Raw genomic sequence first — 24,401 nt, forward strand, 5'->3', positions numbered from 1 at the left:
TTCTAAGTTATAAACATGAGATATTACTATTATTTTGAAATGAAGGTGAAAAATGTGAAAGTTTTAATTACACCAAGAGGATTTGCAAATTATGGTTTAGATCAAGTTAAATATATGGAATCTAAGGGATTATCTGTTCATTATAACAATACTGGAAAACAATATACAAAAGAAGAATTTCACAAATTAGCTGCTGATGCAGATGCTATTATCGTAGGTGTTGATATAATAGATCGTGAGCTAATGGAGAAATGTCCTAAGTTAAAGGCTATTTGTAAATTTGGTGTAGGAACGGATAATATTGATTTAGATTATGCAAAAGAAAAGGGAATTTTTGTAGGTAGAACAGTTGGATCTAATTCCCAAGCGGTTGCAGAACATGTCATAGCTTTAATGCTTGCAGAATCAAAGAATTTATATTGCACTATTAAGGAAGTTAAGGAACACAAATGGAACAAGCCAACAGTAAAAGAAATTAGTGGTAAAATATTAGGCATTATTGGTTTTGGAATGATAGGTAAAAAACTTGCAAATTTTGCAAATGGAATGTCTATGAAAGTGTATGCCTATGATGCTTTTGGAATTCCTGATAAAATTGCAAAAGAATGCAATGTAGAGAAAAAATCTTTTGAAGAAATTATAAGCGAAAGTGATTATATTTCTTTACATGTGCCACTTTTAGACTCTACAAAACATATGATTTCCACTGAACAATTCAAAAAAATGAAAAAAGATGCTTGCTTGATTAATGCGGCAAGAGGAGAAATTGTTGATGAAAAGGCTTTATATGGAGCTTTAGCAAATAATGAAATTCGTTCAGCTTGTTTTGATGTTTATAGTTCAGAACCACCAAAATTTGATGATAATCTAACTACATTGGATAATTTTTTTCTAACACCTCATATAGCTGCAAGAACAGTAGAATCGGAAAAAAGAACTTGTAAGATGTCAAGCAAAATTATCGTTAAATCTTTGATGGGATAGGTGGTAATATTATGGATAACGAATTACAAAGCTTTTTAAGCAATCTTAAGGAAGAATTCAACAAAAGTATCAAAAGTGTTGGCGTAGAAAATATTAAAAAAGCTGCTGAGATCATATTACAAAGTGAAAAAGAAGGTGGACGTGTTCATGTAACTGGAATTGGTAAGCCAGGTCATGTTGCAGGATATATTGCTTCTTTGTTATCAAGCACAGGTACTAGTACTTACGAATTACATGGAACAGAAGCCGTTCATGGTTCAAGTGGCCAAGTAAAGAAAGGTGATGTTGTTATTGCCATATCTAATAGTGGTGAAACATTAGAATTAAAGGCAACTGTAGAAACTCTGATAGCAAATGGAGCACATATTATTAGTTGTACAGGTAATATAGCATCATGGTTAGCAAAACATTCTGAAGTATGTTTGCCGGCACATGTGAATAAGGAAGGTGATAATTTAAATAAACCACCACGTGCTTCAATTTTATCAGAAATTCTAATTCTTCAATGTTTAAGTATTGTACTACAAAATGAAAAGAAATTAGATTTAAAACAATATGTAAAATGGCATCCAGGCGGGAGTCTTGGTAAAAGTATAAAAGAAATGAACAGAAGGTAGGAAATTTTATGGCAAAGTTAAATATAGTAGTTGGAACACATGGAAGATTTGGTGAAGAACTTATAAAATCTGCAGAGATGATTGTCGGAAAGATGGAAAATGTTACATCAGTGTCCTTATTACAAGCAATGTCTTTTGAGGATTTTATGAATCAGGTGGATTCTGTCCTAAGTAATTTTCAAGGGCCAATTTTGGCATTAGTAGATTTATATGGAGGAACTCCATGTAATGTGCTTACAGCATTAACTAAGAAATACCATTATAATGTAATAACTGGTTTGAATTTACCTATGTTGATAAATCTATATCTTAATATTGCTGATAAGGAAACAATAGATATTGACGAGGTAATTAAAAACTGTATTAATGATTTGCAATCAAGTTGTGTACATACGAACAAGATGGTTAAATAGTCCATTAGTAATATTACACTAGTTAAATAAAATAATTGATAAGGAGAAAAAATATGTTCAAAGGTATTATTACACCAATTGTTACACCATTTAATCGTGATGAAGAACAGTCAATTAACTATGAGGCTACTGAACAATTAATAAACCATTTAATTAGGAAAGGTATTGATGGTATATTTATCCTAGGTAGTAATGGTGAATTCCATGTAATTGATGAAGATGAAAAGATAGCTTTTGCTAAAAGAGTAATTGAGATTGTTGATCATCGTGTTCCGGTTTTTGTAGGAACAGGTGCGTGTTCAACTAAAGAAACTACACGTTTATCTCAAAAAATGGAAGAAGTAGGTGCAGATGCATTATCTGTTATTACTCCATATTTTATTAAACCTATGGATGAAGAGCTTTATAAGCATTTTAAAGAAGTTGCAAGCAGTGTTAAAATTCCAATCGTATTGTACAATATTCCTAAATCAACTGGTTGTAATATTCCTAAACAAGTTGTAGTACGTTTAGCTGAGATTGATAATATTCAGGCTATTAAAGATAGTAGTGGTGATATTGAGAATTTGAAGGATTATATTGAATCAAGTAAAGGTAAGGATATGAGTGTATTGGTTGGTTCAGATTCTAAGATTTCTATTGGCTATAACTTAGGTGCAACAGGTGCGATTGCAGGCACAAGTAACGTTATCACAGATGTTTTAGTAAAATTAAATAAGGCTCTTAAAATAAATGACACTGAAACTGCTAAGTCTTTACAGGCAGATATTGATGTGTTAAGAAATGTCTTAAAACTAGGTACAGTTCCCTCAATTTTGAAACGATCAATAGAATTAGCTAATATTGCATCTGTAGGACCTGCTAGAAAACCAGTTAGAGAAACAACACGTGAAGTTGATGAAAAGATTAAAGAAATGCTTAGGCATTATCAATTGATTTAAAGTAATCAAGACGAATAGAAGTGAGCTATACTCGAATTGCTGAACACATATGAGTTATCTGTAATAATCATATTAAAGGAGATAAGAAATGTCAGGTAATGATAATAGATATAATATAGAATAAAAAAAGATGCAGTAAGGGCTTATACTGGAAGAAAGAAGATCTATCATAACTGTTAGGAGTAAATGATCAGACATTAAGAAACTGGCTAAAAAACAAAAATAGGATAGAGGATCCTTCGAGCTTAAGAATTGATGAACCTGAGGAATTAGTTGATGTACTAAAAAAGGCTGCTGCACTCTTTGCCGGGACAACCGAAGGTATCTATAAGTTTATAAGAAGTTAGTGTTATAAACATTCGGTTATAAAGATTCAAGCATTACGTAGTGGATATTATTTGTGGAATAGTCCATCAAAAAGCAAAACAAAAGCTGAAAAATGAGCATATACGGAAGATAGCACAGGAAAGTGTGAATTGCTCTACCCGAAAAAATATAAAATATAGAAAGAAGCAAAGCGTGATGTATTTTGGTATATTGAAATATATTATAATAACCAGAGGAGAAACCAGGCAATTAATTATAAGGTACATGCCACTGTTGATGACAGAATTTCAGTATGAGATTTAATTTATTCTCTATCTACTGTAACTATAATAGGTGATAAAAAATATATTAGAGATAGATTTTTTTAGAACTAAAATTGTGAAAGAAAAATCAATTTTATCTCCATTATATTAAAATTAATAGATTAGTATTTATTTGAATTTTCTTAAAGATATATAATGAATTTTTAAGTATAATATAACATTGTGCGTTAGATTATAATAATAAGTTATAAACCTATTACAAAAACATGATACAATAAAGTCAATATGGATAACATATATTATGATATCCATATTGACAAGTTAATGTTAATTTATAAGTAACTATCTTATGAACGAATTTTCTTAAAAAATATACTTGCATATATTTAAAAAAAGTTATTCCTAAATTTAAGATTTTAAATTTAATTTACGTTTATTTAAAGGTAAAGCTAACCTAAAAAAATTTGTATTATAAAACTAGCTTTAATTAGAGTTAATAACTTACAGTCCGTTCATTTTAAACAGCTGTGTTGAAATTATAGTTGGCCAGGACAGGAAAGGTAAAAAATATGATGTTAATTGATATTTTTAAAGAATTCATTAATATTGTTCGACAAAATAAAAAGTATATTATTGGTTTATTAAATCAAGGTGGAAATGTTATTTGTTGTAGTAAAGAAGAATATATAGGATATCATTTTGATATTAAAGATTCCAATACCCAAAATATGTTTTATGAAATTAGAGTTAAGAATAAAGATTATGGATATATTTGGGTTAGTGGTAATGATGAAAATCTTAAAATGATCAGTACTTTATTACTTGATACTTTGAAAACACGATTAATGTATGAGATAAACACTAGAACATTAAAGCAAAAAGTTACGAAATATGATGAATTAATAAAATACTTGATTAATGACAAATATTTTGATTTGAATCATATCTTAGATTTAATTAATCAATTAGGAATTGATAAAAACAAAACTAGAATAGCTGTATATATTGTTAATAATAAAGGATTTAACTCGGAAGAGATTATGCATTTAAAATTAAAACCTGATAGTAAAGAAATGATATATTCTTTGTTAGATAGAAACAGTTTATTACTATTTAAAGATATACCTAATGATTTAGATAATGTTAAAGTAAAGAAGTACTTTCAAAAGTATATTAGAAGCCTACGAGATTGGGGATTACAGGAATGTTCATATCTAGTAGGTTCCATGCAAAATAAGTTAAGACGTTATATTATAAGTTATCAGAATTGTTTGTGGTTAGCGAAGAATATACATTCTTCTATAGATAAACCGGTGTTCTTTACAAATTATTTATTTAAGTATTTTGTTTCGAAAATTCAGCTTGATAATATTCGAAACATATTTGATTTTTATAAGGATAGAATCAAAGGTTTTGATATTGATGAGTTTATTACTATTGCAAATCAATTGTTTATAAATGATTACAATATTACTCAGACTGCAGATGATTTATTCTTTCATAAGAATACTTTAATTTATAAACTCAAAAAATATGAGAAAATTTTTGATATTAATATTAGAGGTAGTTTCCAAGGAAAGGTTTTGATGATATTGATTGCTAGTGCATTAAAGGAATATCAAAGACAAAAACAGGTTGGTGAATGAGTATGAGTACAAGAATTAAGCTTACACGTATTGATCAAAGGTTATTGCACGCAACTGTGGCTTTAAATTGGAATCAGTTTGTAAATGCAAATTATGCTATAGTAGTAGATCCGAGTTATAGTAAAGATCCATTTATTACTAAAGTAATGCAATTATGTCTTCCTGAACCAATGAAGGTTAAAATTTTCTCCGTTGAAGAGTTAATAGATTTTATAAATGAAGATAGTAAGACAAAACGTAATTTAATGGTTATATTTAAAAATTTAGCTATTGCCAAAGAGGCGGTGGAAGCAGGATTTAAAACAGTTGAAATTCAAATACCTTATCCAGCTAGTCGTATTGTGATTAAGAAACTTTCAGATTTTTTTAATGAAAAAGAAATTCAGTATATACGTTTTATTCAGAAAAAAGGAATTAAACTTTTTTTCCAAACGGCACCATTAGATAATAAAGAGTATTCAGTTTTTGAAAAGTAAAAAATAAAATATTTTTAAAAATTAGTTAGGAATATATATTTATACATATAAAAATACTCAGAATACAGTAGAAATTTTTGTCTATATTATTCAACATTTGAGCATATTTATAAAATTGAATTCAATACTTATTAATTAAAGTATGTCTAAAGAGTAAATGTCAAATAAGAAAGTGCTCGAAAAATATGAGATAATCTTCTAAAATAAGTTTTAAAGTTTTTCAAGTTGGCTTTAAAAAACTTAAAAGAAGATTTTGCATGGATGTATAAAATACAACTCAAAACTATAGAATGAATGATTAGATACTTTTTATAAAAGAAAATTAAGCTTATAATCTAAGTAGGACTTGCAGCGTTTCGCAAAGGTTTAATAGAATATTGGAATGTAAACAGAAAACTAAATAACTTTTTTAAGGTTGTTTAACCTAAGCTAATTCTTAAATTCCCGTTTAACCAGATTATCTATTTTTAAATCATAGCATTTATCCATATGTGGGTTTAGCATCAGCAAGACTAGCATGATATTCTATAAGGTATTTAATGACGGCTGATGAAATAGGAGTGCTGAGACAAGATCTATAAAATCAATAGCAATCTTCTAAAAAATGCAGAATTTATAGCAAAAGATTCTCAGAAGGCTGTAAATAAAATTTTTGAAATTAATAAAAAAGGTATCAAATCAGTGGATGAATTACTGGGATATTCTCCGCAGCTTACAAAGGAAGAGATTAAAAAAATATATAATAATCTTTCACATGAATTTTCCGTGAAGTCCTTTGATGAAGCGATAAAGCAGTGTAACAAATTAATAAAAAAGTATTATTCATGCTTCCCTTTTTTGCTCTCCATGATTCAATTGTTATTAAATTACTCCATACTGGCAAAAACGGAAGCGGTAAAAAAACAAATTTTTCAACAGTGCATATTGCTGAGCAGGAGGGTAAAAGATGAGTCTGAGAATATTTCTGATATAAAAGATGCAAATACCAAGGAAGCGTTGGCAGAAATGGCATCGGGAAACAGTGAAGAGGTCATCCGCCTGTTGGATAATGAATTGGCTCCCTACAGCGGAGATGATGTCATACTTGTCAATGCATATAGGATGCAGGGAAAAGCTGACCAGGCAAAGCTCGTGAATCAGATACTGCTTTATAACAACATAATAAACACATTGACACTTTTAAACAATTATCTTTTCTTGAATGTGGGAAAACCAGTTCTATTTGAGAAGATCTATTCCCAGGGTCTTCAAATCATCGATTCCTTTCAGCTCACGGAGATTTTGACAAATGATGTTTTTGGAATTCATATCACTGCCGCGCAGGGATATCTTACGGAGCAAAGGAAAGAAAAGGCAATTGATGCTTTAGAGCGATATGTGGATACTGTATGCAAAATTCAATTTCCATTGTATTTTAAAGGAAATGAGTATTTTAACCAGGTAGTCGAATGGTTTGAGGACAATAATTGTATCGGAACAAATACTCCAATAGATGAGATAACAATCAAGAAAAATTTTGTTGATACCATTGCCAAAAATCCTGCATTTGCACCTTTAAAAGGAGATGAACGGTACAATTTACTTGTTGAAAAATTGAAAGGGAAATTAGGTGAGACAGATGGATGCCATAAATATAGAAAATCTTAGAAAATCCTATGATGGGAAGGTCAATGCTTTGAACAATGTAAGTTTGAGCATACCGAAAGGTGAGATATTCGGCTTTCTCGGACCCAATGGATCGGGGAAAACCACCACAGTCAGAATACTAAATGGGATTCTTTCAGCCACATCAGGTCATGCTGAAATTTTCGGAAGACCTTTGGGGAAAAATAATATTGAGATTCATAGATTGTGTGGAGTCATGACTGAAAGCGCTTCTTGTTATGAAAATCTCACTGCCAGGCAAAACCTGATATTCTTTGGAAAAATGCATGAGATGGGGGAAAAACTCATTGATGAACGGGTGGACTTTATATTAAAAAGACTGGAGCTGTCAGCTGTAAAGGACAATAAGGTGAAATCCTTCAGTACAGGTATGAGAAAGAGGGTTTCACTGGCTGTGGCACTAATTCACAATCCACAAATTTTATTTGTTGACGAACCAACTTCCGGTCTGGACCCGGAAAATGCACTGAATGTTACAAGGCTCATAAAAGAACTTGCAGAGGAAAACCAGGTTACCATATTTCTCTGCACCCATCAGTTAAAATATGCTGAGGATATTTGTACACTGTACGGTTTTATAAACAATGGCAATGTTCTCGGCCTGGGTACCTTTGACCAGCTTGCTTCAAGGAAAAATGCAGCTCTTCAGTTGAAGATAAAAGGGAAAAATATTTCGAGTAAATTTGGATTTATTAATAATGGCAATGACGCATACAGCAAATCTATTTCAGGAGACAAAGAGGTGAATACTCTAATACAAAGCATACTGGCAGACGGCGGTGAAATCTATGAGGCGGTACAGCAGAAATGGTCCCTGGAGCAGCTGTACTTTAAATATATAAAAGGTGTATCCGATGATACAACACTATAAGGTTGAGGTGAATGAAAGAATGATGAATAAAAGTGAAAAGGCATTGATATATAAAGATATAAATGAAATAACAAGTTCAAAACGGGTTATTCTTCCCATGACTATCGTACCAATTGTTCTGATTGTAATCATACCTCTGGTGATGCTTATCGGTGCGAATTTTATTGGAAATGATTCAAGTACGTTTACAAAGATGGCTCCTCTTTTAAAAAAGCTGCCTTCGGAATATGGTGCATATACTCCTGCCCAGCTTTTAATAAAGGTATCGTTGAATTTTATGTTTCCGTCATATTTCCTTATAATTCCGATAATGTGTTCAGGAGTTATCGGGGCCAGCAGTTTTGTGGGAGAAAAGGAACACAAGACCATGGAGTCCCTGCTTTACACGCCAATATCCATGGAGCAGCTGCTCAGATCCAAGATTTTAGGTGTCTTTGTGCCATCTTACATAATTACCTTTATTTCATTTATAATCTTTGGCATTATATTTGATATTGGAGGCTTCATCTATTTTGGAAAACTGATTTTCCCGGATATAAAATGGCTCGTAATCATATCTTGGATTGTACCTGCAGTTAATTTACTATCGCTGACATTTACTGTGATGGTATCTGCGAAATCGGAAACCTTCCAGGAAGCACAGCAGGTAAGCGGCTTTCTTCTCATTCCGGTAATTCTTTTATTGGTAGGCCAGATGACAGGAGTACTTTTGCTCAATAATCTTGTAATGTTTATAGGAGGCGGCGTTCTGCTAATACTTGATTACATGTTGATAAAAAGGATTTCCTCCAGGTTTATTCCTGAAAAACTGATTTGAATATATGATATTAAGATAGAATATATAAAATTTGTGAGATAAATAAAGGCAACAGGTTTAATTGAATTAAAAATTATTATGATTCCCACAAAGAATCTAATCCTAAAAAGTTTCTAGAAAATGTCTGGCTACAGAAGTTAAATAATGATTTTTAAGTCTTACTATAACGATATTTGTATTTAACTGAAGTTCCGGAATCTCTTTATACTTTAGGCTTTGACTATGTGTAAGATTAGTCCAATCCTTTGGTACGATTGCCACTCCAATTCCAAGTCCTGCCAATAATAATATTGATCTGGTATCTTCAATTTTACAAAGTATTCTTGGTTTTAATCCCTTTTTGTGAAAGAAACTTAATATGTCTTTTTCGAATCTTCTGTGTACTAATAGAGGCTTAGTGGAAAGTTCTTCTAAGGATATGTAATTATCACTTTTCCCTAAGTCTATTTGATTATTTGATACTGCAGTCATTGGTTCAACAAGTAAAGATATAGATTCGAAAATGTCTGAATTTAAAGGACTGCGTACAATGCCAATTTCTATAACGCCTCTTTTTAGTAATTCCAATATTTCATCTGTACTGCATTGACGTATTTCAAAATTTATATCTGGATACTTTTTATGAAAATCATAGACTTTTTGTGTTAAAAGATTTTCAGTAGCAGAAGATAAACAGCCAATCGATAAGGTACCCTTAATTCCTTCATTAATATCTTTTAATTCTTTAATGGTCTTTTCAGTCAAATCCAGTATTTGTTTGGCCCTGTATGCAAGCATTTTACCTGTTTCTGTTACTCGAAATTTACGGGTGGTTCTTTCTACCAGTTTTACTTCTAATTCATCTTCAAGGAGTTTAAGCTGCTGACTTAGATAAGGTTGGGCCAGATGCAGCTTATTAGCAGCTTTTGTAATACTGCCTTCTTCAATAATAGTGAGAAAATAGGACATTTGCCTGTTATCCATAATAATCACTCCTGTGTGTTATTTATAATTATTTACTTATATATTATATAGTTTTTAGATATTTTTCTTATATACCATTTCTTGATACAATAATACATAAGTCGTCAGATAAAGTCAAAATTTAATCAGGAGGATCTATGAATTACATTCAAAAAGATACAAGGGAATTTCGTATGACTAGTATTGCCCTATTTGCAGGTGGGTTTAATACTTTTGCCATCTTATATAGTACACAACCTTTAATGCCATACCTATCTAGGGAATTTTCTATTTCGCCAACTGTAGCTAGTTTATCATTGTCAGTGACAACTTGCATTTTAGCAGTAAGCATGCTGATCTTTGGTTCATTATCAGAAGTATTGGGACGAAAGCCAATAATGTCTTTTGCTATATTTACATCATCAATTCTAGCAGTGTTGACTGCATTTGTTCCTAATTTTCATAGCTTACTTGTACTGAGAGGTTTGCAGGGCTTTGTTTTAGCAGGACTGCCAGCAATTGCTATGGCGTATATCAGTGAGGAAATTGATAAGGCAAGCCTAGGTATGATTATGGGACTGTACATCAGTGGAAATTCTATTGGTGGAATGAGTGGACGTATTATTATTGGGGTTATTACTGATTTCTTTAATTGGAGAGTGGCACTAGCTTGCATAGGAATTTTGGGAATTATAGCTGGTGTTGTATTTTGGAGCAAGTTGCCGGCATCCAAACATTTTGAACCACGTTCTTTTGAAATAAATGAATTATTAAAATCTATGGGCAGTCATCTGAAAAGTCCTGATTTGCCTATATTGTATTGGTTTTTTGGTTATGGGAAGTTTTGTTGCTTTATATAACTTTATTGGCTTTCAGCTAGTTGAGCCTCCTTATAGTCTTAGTTCAACCCTGGTCAGCTTTATTTTTGTTATTTATGTTGTTGGAACATTTAGTTCTACCTTTATGGGACATTTGGCAGATAATCAGGGAGAATATAAGGTTCTTTGTATTGCTCTTTTAACAATGTTTATTGGGATAGTTGTAACATTGGATATGAATCTGGTGTTAAAAATTATTGGCATTGCTCTCCTGACTTTTGGCTTTTTTGGATGCCATTCAATTATTAGTAGTTGGATTGGTAAAATAGCAACGCATGATAAGGCACAGGCTTCATCATTGTACCTGCTTTTTTATTATGTAGGCTCTAGTGTTGGAGGAACTGCGGGTGGAACCTTCTGGTCATCTTACGGATGGCATGGAGTTGTTGGCATGATTGTATGCTTTTTAGTATTAGCCTTCTTTATTTCGATCCGACTGTCATCAATTACAACAGTTGTTAATGCAGAAAATCAAAGATAATATGGATAGGTATTATCCTATGTTCAAGATACTAACCTTTCTATTTCAAAGAAGAGAGAGAACTAAAAAGACAAATAATAGAATGGGAAAGTAAGTAAAATAAATTGTCATTTTAAAATTAAATAGTATAGTGGTATTATATGTTGCTAATTAAAAAGACTAGCTGCTGATTCCATTAAATTAGTGGAACTGGTAATCTGAAAAGTCAAATAAAATAGTAACGTCCTGGAGACTATTCTAATATTCCGAATAATATTTTTATGAATAAGAATAAAAATGTTATAAGTGCGGTGAAGTTGGAGGAGAGTATATACTAACAGATAAAGCAAGGATATGATGGGAATAGTGAGATAAAAGGTGCTATGATTGTTAGCAGATTTAAAGTTAATCCCATTAACAGGTATGATGTAAATTATGATTATAGTATATCTGTAAAATCTTTAAAAAATTTGTAGGAAAAATCACAGGAATAAAAAGGAATTTAAATAGATAAAATAAGGTACTTTAATAAGCCTTCGATAAAGTTGAATTGAAGGTTTATTGGAGTGCTTTAAATTATTTTACTTTCTATATAATAGGAAATTTCAAAAAATAATGGATAATTGGTTTTTAAGGAAAAATAATAGATTTTTTGCATATTTATGGAGAAAAAACAATGCTTATACTATAATGAAGACATAAACTATAAATATTTGAGAAATGGCGGGAGTTATATGTCTGAAGATAAGATGAATTCTGTATTTGATTATTACATAGATTATGAATTTGAAACAAGAATGATGGATAATTCAATTAAAGGTAAGGGTAAAGATGAACCTATTTCTATTTTAAAGGATGTAAATAAGATAAAAGGTATAATCAATAGCAAGAAAGCTGAAGCTATATATAATAAACTAAAGAATCAAAAAAGTATTAAAGAAAGTAGTTCTAAAGATAAAGTGAAGCATGTTTATTCAAAAATTAAATATATGTTAGAGAATAAGCTTGAATTAAATGATTTTGTTGATGAATTTGATTTTGACAATAAGGATAAATTGGTAGTAGAAATACAAGCTATAAAGGAAGATAATAGAATTACCGTATGTTATCCGCTAATAGAAAGATCTGGCAAGACAAGAATAAAAAAGCCTGTTGTTACATTTAACTGTACAATAGCAGAAAATAATTTAAAAGTTGATAAATATTGTGTTAACAAAGATAGTCTATTGACAATTTTGGCATATGCCCAGGATATCTCGCGTGGTGAATTTGAACTTGCAGTTGGAAATATATTTAAAAGTACATATGAAAAGATTAATAGTTTTGATGGACAGGATTCAATCCATGAAATACTTAAACTAGTTGATGACGAGGTGTTTGCTTCATTTAATAATAATAAGATCAAATCTATATTGGATTTTAACAGATATGAATATTGGGAAAAATTAAATAGGGTATTTATTACTTTGGAGGAACTAGATGAATTAAAATCACCTATATTTAGAGATGAATTAAAAGTATGCAAAGATAAATATTTAAAAGGAAAAGATGTGCCATCCGTACTTGAAAAATATATATTTGGAAATAGTAATGCTATTGAATATGAAAGTATTAAAGATAAATTTAAATTTCATTATGGTAGTTATACAGATAAATACCCTATAAATGAAAAGCAATGGGATATTGTAAAAATTTCAGATTATAACGAGCTGATTTCTGTAAATGGTCCTCCGGGAACAGGTAAAACTACTCTTTTAAAAGAATTAATTGCAGATAATATAGTTAAGAAAACTAAATCATTAGTAGATGTGTGGAATAAAAAATGGACAAAGTGCTCAAATGGGGTCTTAATAAGTCCATTGGGAGGAAAAAATAAAAGGTCAATTGTAGTAACAAGTACAAATAATCTTGCAGTAGATAATATTGGACTTGAGCTTCTAAAAGAAATTCCTTATTTTACTGATTTAGCTGAAGATATTAAAGATGATTATAAGGGTATAATTTGTGCAAGGCTAGGAAAATATGCGAATTTAGAGTGCTTTTATAATGAGCAGTTTAATAAGTTAATAGAGAGTCTGGAAAATATAAGGAAAACCACTTTTGATGAAACATCTGTAGAAAAATTTAAAATTTTATGGGATAAATTAGGAAAAATAAAGAAGGACATTTCAACATTTTATGATGAAAGGAATAAATTATATGAACTTTTAGGAGTAAAGGATATAAATAATGATCTACTTAATAAAAATGAGAATGTCTATAAAGAAAGATTAATTGAGCAAAAAGGTATTATAGATAATATTAGTATTGAAGAAGACAAAGTTAAAGAGAATATTCATAATGTTGATCATGAAATTGAAAAATGCAAAAAGCTGAAAGATAAGTACAATGGTGATAAGAGTATTGAAAAAGATAATAATAGAAATTTATTTAAAACTTTGGAAGAGTATAGAAAAAAGTCAGTAAATGGTTTTATAAAAAAGATAATGCTTTTTATATCCAATGAATGGAAAAATTTCTTTGAAAATTATCCTTCTGAGGAATATATACGTAATGAAATAGATAAATCAGATAAAAAATTAGAAAGACTGGAGATGGAAATTGATAAATTGGCATCGAATATTGATTCCAATGAGAACGAATATAAAAAGTTAATTGAAATGGAAAGTGTTTTCCCATCTAAAATTAAAGAAGCTGAAAATCTAAGTATAGATTTAAGTAAAAAAATAGAGATTATAAACTCTTTTAAGAAAATATGCAAAAATCTTGAGCTGACTTTGAAAATGGATGATTTGTCTAGCAGAAGCTTATATAATGTTTCAAATTGCAGTGAACTTTTAAAAATGCGCAAGAATATTTTTGATACAAGCCTTAAAGTGATGCAACTATATATAGTAGAGAATAGAGAAAGTATTGCAAATAATTTAGGAATAATCTTACAGAAGAATGGTCAAATGTTTAGATGGTGTAAGCCTTTTTATAGTTCTAAGGATGAATATTGGGGGCAACATAAGGTTGGGATATTTGCACTTTGGGAAACTTTTTTTATGTGCTTTCCAGTTATTACAACAACATTGCATTCATTTAGGAAAGATATGATTCAAATGATTCCTAACTTAATCGATTTGATAATGGTAGATGAAGCCGCTCAAATATTGCCTCACTATCTATGTGCTCCCCTCTATAGAACAAGTAGATCCATAATAGTGGGTGACACAAATCAATTGGAACCGATAAGGCTTCTAAAAAATGATTTAATCGAAAACTCTGGAGTTGACGAAGATCTGAGGAAGGATATATGTATTGAGAATAACAGTGCCCAGGATTATGCTGATAGAAATTGTGATGTGTTTGAAAAGTTAAAAAATAAAAGGACAGGTATTATACTAAATGAGCATAGAAGATGTGAAGAAAGTATCATAAAATTTTCCAATAAATTTGTATACCATGATAAATTGATAGTAACCAACAAAGATAATAATGAAAAATTATTTGGAAATAATCTTATAGCCTTTGATGTTAGAGGAATTAAAGGAGAACAACATTTTAATAATCTTGAAATAAGTGCATGTAAAAAAATAGTGGAAGAATACAAAAATTCATATGGACATGAAGTTGTAAAGAGAATAGCTATAATTTCACCGTTTAATAAACAGGTTAGACAATTAAAAAATGAAATACATGAGGTTGAGATAGGTACTGTACATACATTCCAGGGAAGGCAGAAAGACGTTATTATATTTACTACAGTAATTGATGATGTAAGAGGCAATAAAGCAGGACTTTCCAATTTTATAGGTGCAAAAGGGAATTTATTGAATGTTGCTTTTTCCAGAGCTATTAAGCAATTTATTATGGTAGGAAATTTGAAGGCCATAGGAGAGGGAAGTTATTTCTTAAAAAAAGCCCTTGATACTATTATGAAGAATGGCAAAATATACAGTTTTTTCAATATGACCTTTGATAAACAAAGTGAGAAGGATATAGAAAATTGGGAAAAAGCTTTTGATGTATTGTCAGGAGGAAATACTAATATTCACATTCATAATATGGAGTTAATAAATTTTCTTAAGATACATTGCCCTAAAAATATTGTAGTTGGTTCTGCAGCACACTATGAAATCCTTAAAGAAATAATAAGACTTGCAAATAAAAGTATCTACATTTTTTCGCCATGGATATCTGATTATGTTGTGGATTATAAATTCTTGAGATTGGTAATCAGTGCAATTAGAAAAGGAGTGAAAATATATATTTGCTTTGGATACAAGGGTAAAAATATTTCGCTGGATAGTAAAGAGAATATAAAAGATGTTTTAATAGAGAACGGTGGATTTTACTACGATATTGAAAAAATAACAGAATCAATTTTTTATATGAAAGAAAAATTGGGAGTGAAAATTGTATATTCACCTCCAGTACACACAAAGCTCCTGTTAATTGACGATGTATATATGTTGATTGGTTCCCATAATTGGTTATTGAACAGCGGTAAAGGGCGTAATGATAATTATAAGGAAATGAGTTGTCTTGTTAAGAGTACAGATTCAATTGAATATGTTAAAGACAGGTATATAAATAATTTTTTATGATTATGTGATTCAAAAAAAGAGCTAAGAGTACAGGTTAAATTAAACAGCCTTGAAGATCTGGTACCAAAAGATCATTTATTGAGAAAAATAGATAAATCTATAGATTTTAATTTTATATATGATGAAGTGGAAGAACTATATTCTGATTTTGGGAGGACAAGTATTGATCCGGTGGTTCTCATAAAGATAGTACTCATCCAGTATATCTTTGGAATACTTTCAATAAGACAAACTGTAAGAGATATTCAAGACTTACCTACATTTAACAAGAACTATGAGAGAAGATTTAAAAATACTGAAATATTCACAAACATATTTGTAAAAATACTTGAGACAGTTGAAAAAGAAGGATTTTTAGTACCTGAGCAGGTGTATATTGACTCAACCCACATAAAAGCAAGTGGTAAACAAGAAAAAATTCAAAAGAGTTAATATACAGGTTGAGGTGAAAAAACACAAAGATAAACTGGACAGCGAAATCGATGCCGACAGGCAGCATCATGGTAAAAAGCCATTAAAAAAACTAAAAAAATAGAAACAAGGGAAGTTGTGCAGAGCACTACCGATAAAGAAAGTTGAATGTTCTATAAAAATGAGAAGGAGAAATGCTATGAGTGTGGAATTCCGTGCGATTAAGCTAAAACAAATTATAATCGGATGGATGAACTGCTTCAAGCTGGCAGATATGAAAAGTACACTTAAAACATTAGATAAGTGGCTGAGAAAAAGGATTCGATTATGCTGTTGGAAACAATGGAAGAAAATCAAGACAAAGTATGATAATTTAAAAAGGCTTGGTATTGATGAATATAAAGCATGGGAGTATGCCATACAAGAAAAGGCTATTGGAGGATATCCAAAGCCCTATTTTGTCCAGAACACTATCTAATAAATCTTAAAGAGCAAGACTTTATAACATTAGCCGAGAGATATCTATAATTAGGTAATTCTTATTGAACCGCTGTGTACCGAACGATACGCACAATGGTGTGAAAGGTCGCTGAATAAAATAATTATTCAGCTCCTACTCGATTGTTAAAGACATTAGCTATAGTTGTAGTTAACAATTCTTCTTTATAATCAGCATTGTAAGAAAAAACAAATGTAATGCTTTTATAATAGAGGAGCAAAAAAAGACAGGATTTACACTGGCGGCTGATATATAATATAGAAAAACTTAGAGGAGGGAGTTGATCTTAGATGAATTATAATGTTTGTATTAGGAAATCCATTGAATATATAAATAGTAATCTGGATAAAAAAATAGGGCTTCAAGATATTGCAGGGAAGGTGTTTCTGTCGAAGTTTCATTTTCATAGAATCTTTCATGCTGCTACAGGAGAATCGGTAGCCGAATATATAAGGAGAAGAAGACTTGAAGAAGCTGCGAAGGAGCTTGTAAATACGGAAAGCAAAATTGTGGATATAGCATTGAAATATCAATTTAGTTCACAGGAAGCTTTTACGAAAGCATTTAAAAAACTTTATGGAGCACCTCCCAGGAAGTTCAGAAAAAATCCAAACAACGGTATTGTTTTTATGGCAGCATAAATACAGTAAAGGAGTGGTTTGATGAGTTATGTGCCAGTTGTTGTTGAACATACACATTCGGGAGAACGTTCCTATGATATATATTCCAGACTTCTAGAGGACAGGATAGTAATGTTGAATGAGGAGGTGACGGATGCAACGGCAAGTGTCATTGTGGCACAGCTTTTGTATCTCGAATCCGAGAACCCTGATGAAGATATCAATTTTTATATAAATAGCCCAGGAGGATCAACTACCGCTGGGATGGCAATATACGATACAATGCAGTATATAAAGCCGGATGTGTCAACCATATGTATTGGTATGGCCGCCAGTATGGCATCCTTTTTACTGATGGCAGGTACAAAGGGGAAAAGGTATGCGCTTCCAAATAGTGAGATATTGATTCATCAGCCATCAGTATATGGAGGAATGCAGGGCCAGGCTACGGATATAGAAATTCACACCAGGTGGCTTCTTGAAACCAAGAAAAAAATAAATGGAATATACAGTGAAAGAACAGGGAAGCCTATTGAAAAGGTAGAAAAAGATATGGAAAGGGATTATTTTATGTCTGCAAAAGAGGCTGTGGATTACGGAATAGTAGACGAAGTGCTTTCTAAAAAATAATATGATAGTTCAATATTAAAAAAGGGCCTTGAATAAAGGCCTTTTTTGTACTTAAATGGATTTTTTGAATTACTTATTATAATATGTAGGTATAAGAATTTTTAATAAATGGAAAAGAGGTAGATACTGTTATGGGAAATAAAATTCTCGTTGTATACTATTCACTTGAAGGAAATACAAAGTTGATAGCCGAAGCTATCTCAAAAGCTGTATCAGGTGATGCACTGGAGATAAAGCCCCAAAATGATATAGATCCAAACAGCAAGATGAGATATTTGATAGGTGGTAAAAAATCTGTGACCAGGGAAAAACCGGAGCTTTTGTCCTATGATATAAAGTCGGAAGAGTATGATGTTTTATTTATTGGAACTCCAGTCTGGGCGTGGAATTTTGCTCCTGCCATGAGAAGCTTTTTTGCCAGGACTAGTTTGAGACATAAGAAGATAGCTTTGTTTAGCTGCAACGGTGGAAATAATGGAAAAACTTTTGAAAATATGATGTGATATAATTATTTATGTTAAATTTATTATAGGAAAAGGGGGGAAGTCCGCTGAATGATAAAATTCTGCATATGCAGTCAGTTTTATTATTCGACGGTATTGTTATGAATTATAAAGATGTGTTAAAAAATGCACGGGAAAACTTGGAGGGAAGCTGCAGGGTATGTCCTGTTTGTAACGGCAATGCCTGTGCCGGCGAAGTGCCAGGTATGGGCGGCAAGGGAACAGGGGACTCTTTCAAAGAAAATTTTGATGCACTTGGCAGGTATAAATTGAATATGAGAGTCATACATAATGCCAAAAATCCGGACACTTCCATAGAATTGTTTAGGAGAAAGATGGATATACCTGTTTTGGCAGCTCCAGTTTCAGGAACCACGCTTAATATGGGAGGGAAGTTTACTGAAGAAGAATATATCTCCTGGGTCATAGGCGGATGTCTCGATGGTGGAATATATCCTATAGTGGGAGATACTGCTGTGGATTCTTTTTTGATAACTAATTTGGAAAAGTTAAAGCAGTATAATGGTAATGGTATAGCTGTAATAAAACCCTGGGAAAATAAAAACGTTATAAGCAAAATAAAAATTGCAGAAGAGGCAGGGGTTTTTGCTGTAGGAATGGATATAGATGCAGCAGGACTCATAACCCTGGCACTCCATGGAAAACCTGTAGGACCTAAAACTATAGAGGAGATAAAGGAGATTGTGGAAAGTACCGAACTTCCATTTATATTAAAGGGTATAATGACACCGGATGAAGCAGAACTTGCTGTGAGGGCCGGAGTGGACGCCATAGTGGTTTCCAATCATGGAGGCAGGGTTCTAGATCAGACTCCGGGAGTGGCGGAAGTGCTTCCCAATATAGCAAAGGCAGTTAAGGGGAAGATTACAATATTGGCAGATGGCGGAATCAGAAGCGGTGTGGATGTACTTAAAATGTTGGCACTTGGTGCAGATGCAGTACTTATAGGAAGACCTTTTGTAACTGCATCCTTTGGCGGGCAGCGAGAAGGTGTAAAATTGTATGTGGAAAGTTTAAAGAGTGAACTGAAGTCAGCCATGGTTTTAACGGGTTGTAACTCCATTCGGGACGTAAGCAGCAGGATATTGTATAGCACAAAATTATAATTGACTGGGTGCTTAATCGGAAAGAAAGGATAGAACTTATGAGTATCAATATTTTGGTTGTAGACGATGAACAGTCCATAGCGGATCTGATTGAAGTTTATTTAAAAAATGAAGGTTTTACAATATATAAATTTTATAACGGTCAGGATGCGCTGCGGTGTGTTGAGTCGGAACAGTTGGAGCTTGCAATACTTGATGTAATGCTGCCGGATATTGATGGTTTTACTCTCTGCCGGAAAATCAGGGAAAGTAATAATTTCCCTATTATCATGCTGACTGCCAAAGAAGAAGAGATTGACAAGATTACCGGATTGACATTAGGTGCAGATGATTACATAACAAAACCTTTTCGCCCTCTGGAGCTTGTTGCCCGTGTCAAGGCGCAGCTCAGGAGATTTACCAAATATAATTCTGCGGAGCCAAATCAGGAAGAACACTTGATTGCCTTTTCAGGACTGGTACTGGACATGGACACCCATGAATGTACGCTGAATGAAAAAAAGCTGTCTTTAACTCCTACAGAGTTTTCAATTCTCTGGGTTCTTTGCTCCAATTGTGGACGGGTGGTAAGTTCGGAAGAATTGTTCCATGAGGTATGGAAAGACAAGTATTTCACCAACAGCAATAATACTGTAATGGTTCATATCAGGCATCTAAGAGAAAAAATGCATGACAGCGCGGAGCATCATAAATATATCAAAACGGTATGGGGAGTTGGTTATAAAATTGAAAAGTAAGATAGATAAAAGAAGAAATGATTATACCAAATTAAAAGGGAAAGTATTTTTTCAGATGCTTCTGATTACAGTTGCCGCGGCTGTGATTGTTTATCTATTGCGCCATATTCTTCGCGGACAGATCGGAGATCGTATTGTTAGATATTTGGTCAGCGCTTTTCATTTTCAAAATTCGGACGCACAGGAAATCTATCAGTTGGTGATCCGCAACAATATGGAAATGATCCTTTTCGTTGTAATCCTAATATTTTTAGCCGTCCTTTTTCGATTTTCTGTTTCCTGGTTTACCAAATATTTTGATGAAATAAGTACTGAAATGGATAAACTTACTGAGGAGTCTGATGAAGAAATTACATTATCACCGGAATTGGATTTTATGGAAAATAAGCTTAATCAGATAAAAAGCAATCTGGAAAAGCAAAAGAAAGCTGCTCTTGATGCCGAGCAGCGCAAAAATGATCTGGTAGTTTACCTGGCTCATGATATAAAGACACCTCTGACCTCCGTTATAGGCTACTTAAGTCTTCTGGATGAAGCTCCTGATATGCCTCCTGAACAGAAGGCAAAATATGTTGGCATTACCCTGGAAAAAGCTTATCGATTGGAGCAGCTTATAGATGAGTTTTTTGAGATCACAAGATTTAATCTTCAAACTATTGTTTTGAATAAAGAAAAAATCAATTTACTGTTCATGCTCCAGCAGATGGCGGACGAATTCTATCCAATGCTGACTCCACAGGGAAAGCAGGTATCCGTCAATGTGCCTGACAACCTTATTCTGTGGGGAGATGCGGACAAACTGGCCCGTGTATTCAATAATATTCTGAAAAATGCCATAGCCTACAGCCATGAAAACAGCGTCATTGACATTTCCGCCGGGCAGCAGGATAAAAATATCGTTATAACTTTTACTAATAAGGGGAATCCAATTCCACGAGAAAAACTGGGAACGATATTTGAAAAATTTTTTCGGCTGGACACATCACGTTCCACCAATACAGGTGGTGCCGGGCTTGGATTGGCTATTGCCAAGGAAATCGTAAATGCCCATGGAGGTAATATTTCTGTGCAAAGTGATACAGAAAAGACAGTTTTTACTGTGGTGCTCCCACTTATATGTTAACTCTAATTTTAAATACGAATTGCAGTAAAGGTATTAAAAATGGGTAAAACACAAACAGCATACCGGCGAATGCAATGGCCATATAAAAGCATGCTTCTTCATGAAGGAGCAGGGGTATTTTTCCCGTATTGGTACTTTGAATAGAAATCCTGTCCTGCAGTTTTGATAAATACTTTTTCAGCAGCCTGAAAGTTACCCATCCAATTAACGCTCCGAGAGTATTCATCAGTAAATCATCAATATCCGTTATTCTTCTATTGAACAATTGACTCAATTCTATTATAAAAGAGAATGTGACACCTGATAATGCTGTTTTCCATAATACTTCATACTTTTTCCAAATACATGGGAGCATAAATCCAAGAGGTATAAAAAGCAATATATTTTCCATGTATGGGCGGGCGTTCTCCGCAATCCAGCGAAATGGAATCAGATTAATCTCATCCGGTGAAATATTCAATCCCTTTGGTGTTATTATTCCAAAGCTGTTACGGACAATATCTCCTATGGAAGCAATACCAGTAAAACTCAGCACGCCAGTAAGATAGTACACAAAGATATATACGATTATAATATGTTCAATTGACAGTTTACGGCCAGTCTTTTTGCTTTGAGAGGTCAGTAGTATATGGTATGGAATCAAGAATGGCAAAGTACCAATAAAACATGTAATCGACACTATAATAATAAACATTAGATTCACCTCCGTTGTAATTGACTCGTTCATAATAGCATATAAAAAAAAGAAATGTCTTAATAAAACCTTAAGAAATTCATAAGATGGAATTACAACATGGCTCTTTTTTCTGTGGTTAAATAATACCAGTACAGAATAAGGAGCTGTTTTATATGGTACAAAAAGAAAAAATGGAAAACTCAAAAATATACATACTTGTAATATTTCTATTGATGGCTGTCATTGTTGCTGGTGTTTATAAATTCATCATTACCTCGGAAAACAAAAATATCTTTAAGATAGAACCGGATTCAACTGTCTCCATATCTCCCGATAAGCTGAACAGCCCCAATGTTATTCTGATCCGTTTAAAAGATCATGCTATCCTGATGCAAAAAAACAGCGAAGAAAAAATCTATCCTGCTTCTTTGACTAAAATTATGACAGCCGTTGTTGCAATAGAAAACTTATCTGATCTCAATGAAGAAATAAGACTTACCAAGTCCACATTTCAGGGGCTGTACAAAGCAGATGCATCGATGACAGGCTTTCAACCGGGTGAAAAGGTAAGTACCATTGATCTTTTATATGGGGCACTGCTTCCAAGCGGTGCAGAGTCCTGTATTGGGCTTGCAGATCAAATTGCAGGTTCGGAGCAGGGATTTGTAACGATGATGAATCGAAAGGCGGCAGATCTTGGTATGGACAATACCCATTTTGAAAATGCAACGGGACTTCACAATGAAAACCATTATACAACAATAAAGGATCTGGCTATTCTTCTAAACTATGCATTGAAAAATGATACTTTCCGGGAGATTTTTACTTCGTCCCGTCATTCCACACAACCTACGAACAAGCACCCCGGAGGGATAACCTTTTATAGTACCTTGTTTCAAGAACTCAACAATCAAAACATTATTGGCGGGGAAATTTTAGGAGGGAAAACTGGATATACCGATGAGGCAGGGCTGTGTCTCGCCAGTTTTGCCAAAGTGGGCAGACAGGAATATATTCTGATTTCAGCTGGTGCGAAGGGGAATCACAATTCACAGCAGTATAATATTACCGATGCATTAGCTGTATACAACAGTATAGGAAAATAATACTATAGTATTTACATGGATAGACGATAAAAATATAAAGAATATTTTACATAAGGGGGGGAACTTTGAATATGATGATAGGTTCTGTATCAACAAGATCATTTTTTAATGAAGGGACTGTGAAATCACAGAATAATATGTATGATGCTGAAATCAAATCACTTCAGGATCAGAAAACACAAATTCAAAAGCAAATTGACCAAATAAAAAGCGGCAGTGCAAATACACAGATAAAAGAACAGCTGATATCTGCACTAAAAGAGCAGATGGAACAGATAGACTCTCAGATTCAGCAAAAACAAATGGAGAGGTTCCAGCAGCAAAAAACAAATGGCGACAATGAAAATTCCAATCAGGTTAATGCTGACAATGCAATGGATAAAAACGGTACTCATGATGATTATCTACTGATGGATATGGCAGCGTCTTATAAAAGTATAAAAAAAGTAGGCGGTATAAAAACTTCTCTTGAATCTTCGGCGGCTGTTTTAAGGGAAGAAGCTAATTTGGATGAGGGAAGAGACAAATTCCATCATGCGGGGAAACAAATTGCTGAAAAGAGAGCAAAAGCCAATGAAAATATTGCACACAGCAATACATTGAATTCTGAAATTTCCAAACAGTCATCCAGGATAGATGAAGATATTAAGTATACTGTAGAATACAAGGACGATTTAACCTATGGAAGTAATATTGAAAATGAGAATGATATAAAAAGCGATGATGGTAAGGTTAATGGTTCAAGAAATCTTGAAAAAATGGATAAAAAGAGCTTAGATACCCTAGCTTAATATGAAATAACTGTGAGACTGCAGAAAGAGCTTTTTATGATATATTAAAATATCATGGAGAGCCTTTTATTATGTGGAAAATTAATCAAGTCTTAAAATAACCTCAATTGTAAATTAAATTGCAACCCTTGCGATTCCAGTTTCACATAATCCATACAAAAATAAATATTTATAATATGTGGTTGCATCTTGGATTGCAGAAGATTGGCGATTAGCCAGTCTTTTTGTTTGCTAATTGTTATAATTTCATATATCCTTTATTAGTTGGCGGCAGAAATGGAGGATA

General features: G+C 32.5%; 21 protein-coding genes and 3 pseudogenes. 22 read left to right on the top strand and 2 right to left on the bottom strand.

Annotated elements, in window-relative coordinates:
- Positions 1 to 39 precede the first annotated feature (39 nt).
- The 10 genes and pseudogenes from LKE46_RS03440 (at position 40) to LKE46_RS03480 (ending at position 9,020) form a co-directional block, all read left to right on the top strand.
- Entirely contained in the window at positions 40 to 984 is a 945-nt protein-coding gene (locus LKE46_RS03440; RefSeq protein ID WP_291718446.1) for a phosphoglycerate dehydrogenase, read from the top strand.
- 11 nt (positions 985 to 995) lie between these two features.
- Positions 996 to 1,601, top strand: coding sequence for an SIS domain-containing protein (locus LKE46_RS03445; protein ID WP_291718448.1), 606 nt, complete (start codon positions 996 to 998; stop codon positions 1,599 to 1,601).
- Between the two features lie 8 nt (positions 1,602 to 1,609).
- On the top strand, positions 1,610 to 2,014 hold the full coding sequence (locus tag LKE46_RS03450; protein WP_291718450.1) for a PTS sugar transporter subunit IIA: 405 nt from the start codon (positions 1,610 to 1,612) through the stop codon (positions 2,012 to 2,014).
- A 53-nt stretch (positions 2,015 to 2,067) separates the two neighbouring features.
- On the top strand, positions 2,068 to 2,955 hold the full coding sequence (gene dapA, locus LKE46_RS03455) for a 4-hydroxy-tetrahydrodipicolinate synthase (protein WP_291718452.1): 888 nt from the start codon (positions 2,068 to 2,070) through the stop codon (positions 2,953 to 2,955).
- A gap of 458 nt (positions 2,956 to 3,413) precedes the next feature.
- A pseudogene (locus LKE46_RS17780) lies at positions 3,414 to 3,578 on the top strand (IS3 family transposase); the annotation flags it as partial.
- A gap of 509 nt (positions 3,579 to 4,087) precedes the next feature.
- Entirely contained in the window at positions 4,088 to 5,191 is a 1,104-nt protein-coding gene (locus tag LKE46_RS03460; RefSeq protein ID WP_291718453.1) for a PucR family transcriptional regulator, read from the top strand.
- 2 nt (positions 5,192 to 5,193) lie between these two features.
- Positions 5,194 to 5,667: a PTS sugar transporter subunit IIB gene (locus LKE46_RS03465; RefSeq protein ID WP_291718455.1), complete on the top strand. Its 474-nt coding sequence runs from the start codon at positions 5,194 to 5,196 to the stop codon at positions 5,665 to 5,667.
- A gap of 678 nt (positions 5,668 to 6,345) precedes the next feature.
- Positions 6,346 to 7,314: pseudogene (locus LKE46_RS03470) on the top strand (transcriptional regulator); the annotation flags it as partial.
- Positions 7,286 to 8,203 (top strand): ABC transporter ATP-binding protein, encoded by a 918-nt coding sequence (locus LKE46_RS03475; RefSeq protein WP_291718457.1) that lies wholly within the window; start codon positions 7,286 to 7,288, stop codon positions 8,201 to 8,203. The pseudogene LKE46_RS03470 and the gene LKE46_RS03475, both read left to right, overlap by 29 nt.
- 22 nt (positions 8,204 to 8,225) lie before the next feature.
- Positions 8,226 to 9,020 carry an ABC transporter permease subunit gene (locus LKE46_RS03480; RefSeq protein ID WP_291725553.1) on the top strand — a complete coding sequence of 265 codons (795 nt, stop codon included), beginning with the start codon at positions 8,226 to 8,228 and terminating at the stop codon, positions 9,018 to 9,020.
- A gap of 102 nt (positions 9,021 to 9,122) precedes the next feature.
- Here the strand turns inward: LKE46_RS03480 and LKE46_RS03485 are convergent, their stop codons facing one another.
- Positions 9,123 to 9,983 carry a LysR family transcriptional regulator gene (locus LKE46_RS03485; protein ID WP_291718459.1) on the bottom strand — a complete coding sequence of 287 codons (861 nt, stop codon included), beginning with the start codon at positions 9,981 to 9,983 and terminating at the stop codon, positions 9,123 to 9,125.
- Positions 9,984 to 10,120: 137 nt separating this feature from the next.
- Here LKE46_RS03485 and LKE46_RS03490 point away from each other — a divergent pair.
- The 10 genes and pseudogenes from LKE46_RS03490 (at position 10,121) to vanS (ending at position 21,542) form a co-directional block, all read left to right on the top strand.
- A pseudogene (locus LKE46_RS03490) lies at positions 10,121 to 11,321 on the top strand (MFS transporter).
- 713 nt (positions 11,322 to 12,034) lie between these two features.
- Positions 12,035 to 15,892 carry an AAA domain-containing protein gene (locus LKE46_RS03495; RefSeq protein ID WP_291718461.1) on the top strand — a complete coding sequence of 1,286 codons (3,858 nt, stop codon included), beginning with the start codon at positions 12,035 to 12,037 and terminating at the stop codon, positions 15,890 to 15,892.
- 78 nt (positions 15,893 to 15,970) lie between these two features.
- Positions 15,971 to 16,324 (top strand): transposase, encoded by a 354-nt coding sequence (locus LKE46_RS03500; RefSeq protein ID WP_291718463.1) that lies wholly within the window; start codon positions 15,971 to 15,973, stop codon positions 16,322 to 16,324.
- A 178-nt stretch (positions 16,325 to 16,502) separates the two neighbouring features.
- Positions 16,503 to 16,781, top strand: a complete 279-nt coding sequence (locus tag LKE46_RS03505; RefSeq protein WP_291718465.1) for a group II intron maturase-specific domain-containing protein — start codon at positions 16,503 to 16,505, stop codon at positions 16,779 to 16,781.
- A 311-nt stretch (positions 16,782 to 17,092) separates the two neighbouring features.
- Positions 17,093 to 17,443: a helix-turn-helix transcriptional regulator gene (locus LKE46_RS03510; RefSeq protein ID WP_291718467.1), complete on the top strand. Its 351-nt coding sequence runs from the start codon at positions 17,093 to 17,095 to the stop codon at positions 17,441 to 17,443.
- Positions 17,444 to 17,464: 21 nt separating this feature from the next.
- A complete protein-coding gene (gene clpP / locus LKE46_RS03515) occupies positions 17,465 to 18,052 on the top strand; it encodes an ATP-dependent Clp endopeptidase proteolytic subunit ClpP (protein ID WP_291718469.1) in 588 nt (195 codons plus the stop codon).
- Between the two features lie 131 nt (positions 18,053 to 18,183).
- Entirely contained in the window at positions 18,184 to 18,555 is a 372-nt protein-coding gene (locus LKE46_RS03520; protein ID WP_291718471.1) for a flavodoxin family protein, read from the top strand.
- A 101-nt stretch (positions 18,556 to 18,656) separates the two neighbouring features.
- Positions 18,657 to 19,682 (top strand): alpha-hydroxy-acid oxidizing protein, encoded by a 1,026-nt coding sequence (locus LKE46_RS03525; protein WP_291725554.1) that lies wholly within the window; start codon positions 18,657 to 18,659, stop codon positions 19,680 to 19,682.
- 38 nt (positions 19,683 to 19,720) lie between these two features.
- A complete protein-coding gene (gene vanR, locus LKE46_RS03530) occupies positions 19,721 to 20,419 on the top strand; it encodes a VanR-ABDEGLN family response regulator transcription factor (RefSeq protein WP_291718473.1) in 699 nt (232 codons plus the stop codon).
- The gene (vanS, locus tag LKE46_RS03535) at positions 20,397 to 21,542 is read left to right on the top strand and encodes a vancomycin resistance histidine kinase VanS (RefSeq protein ID WP_434735207.1); all 1,146 of its coding nucleotides are present in this window, start codon (positions 20,397 to 20,399) and stop codon (positions 21,540 to 21,542) included. Before vanR ends, vanS begins: the two co-directional genes overlap by 23 nt.
- On the opposite strand, the gene LKE46_RS03540 is transcribed toward vanS, so the two are convergent.
- A complete protein-coding gene (locus tag LKE46_RS03540) occupies positions 21,532 to 22,236 on the bottom strand; it encodes a VanZ family protein (RefSeq protein ID WP_291718477.1) in 705 nt (234 codons plus the stop codon). The two genes, vanS and LKE46_RS03540, sit on opposite strands and share 11 nt — an antisense overlap.
- Before the next feature lie 155 nt (positions 22,237 to 22,391).
- Between LKE46_RS03540 and LKE46_RS03545 the strand changes: the two genes are divergently transcribed.
- On the top strand, positions 22,392 to 23,324 hold the full coding sequence (locus LKE46_RS03545) for a D-alanyl-D-alanine carboxypeptidase family protein (protein WP_291718479.1): 933 nt from the start codon (positions 22,392 to 22,394) through the stop codon (positions 23,322 to 23,324).
- Between the two features lie 71 nt (positions 23,325 to 23,395).
- Complete coding sequence (locus LKE46_RS03550; protein ID WP_291718481.1) at positions 23,396 to 24,115, top strand: FlxA-like family protein; 720 nt, start codon at positions 23,396 to 23,398, stop codon at positions 24,113 to 24,115.
- The last annotated feature ends 286 nt before the right edge of the window (positions 24,116 to 24,401 follow it).

This window comes from Clostridium sp. (assembly GCF_022482905.1).
Taxonomy (GTDB): Bacteria; Bacillota; Clostridia; order Clostridiales; family Clostridiaceae; genus Clostridium_B.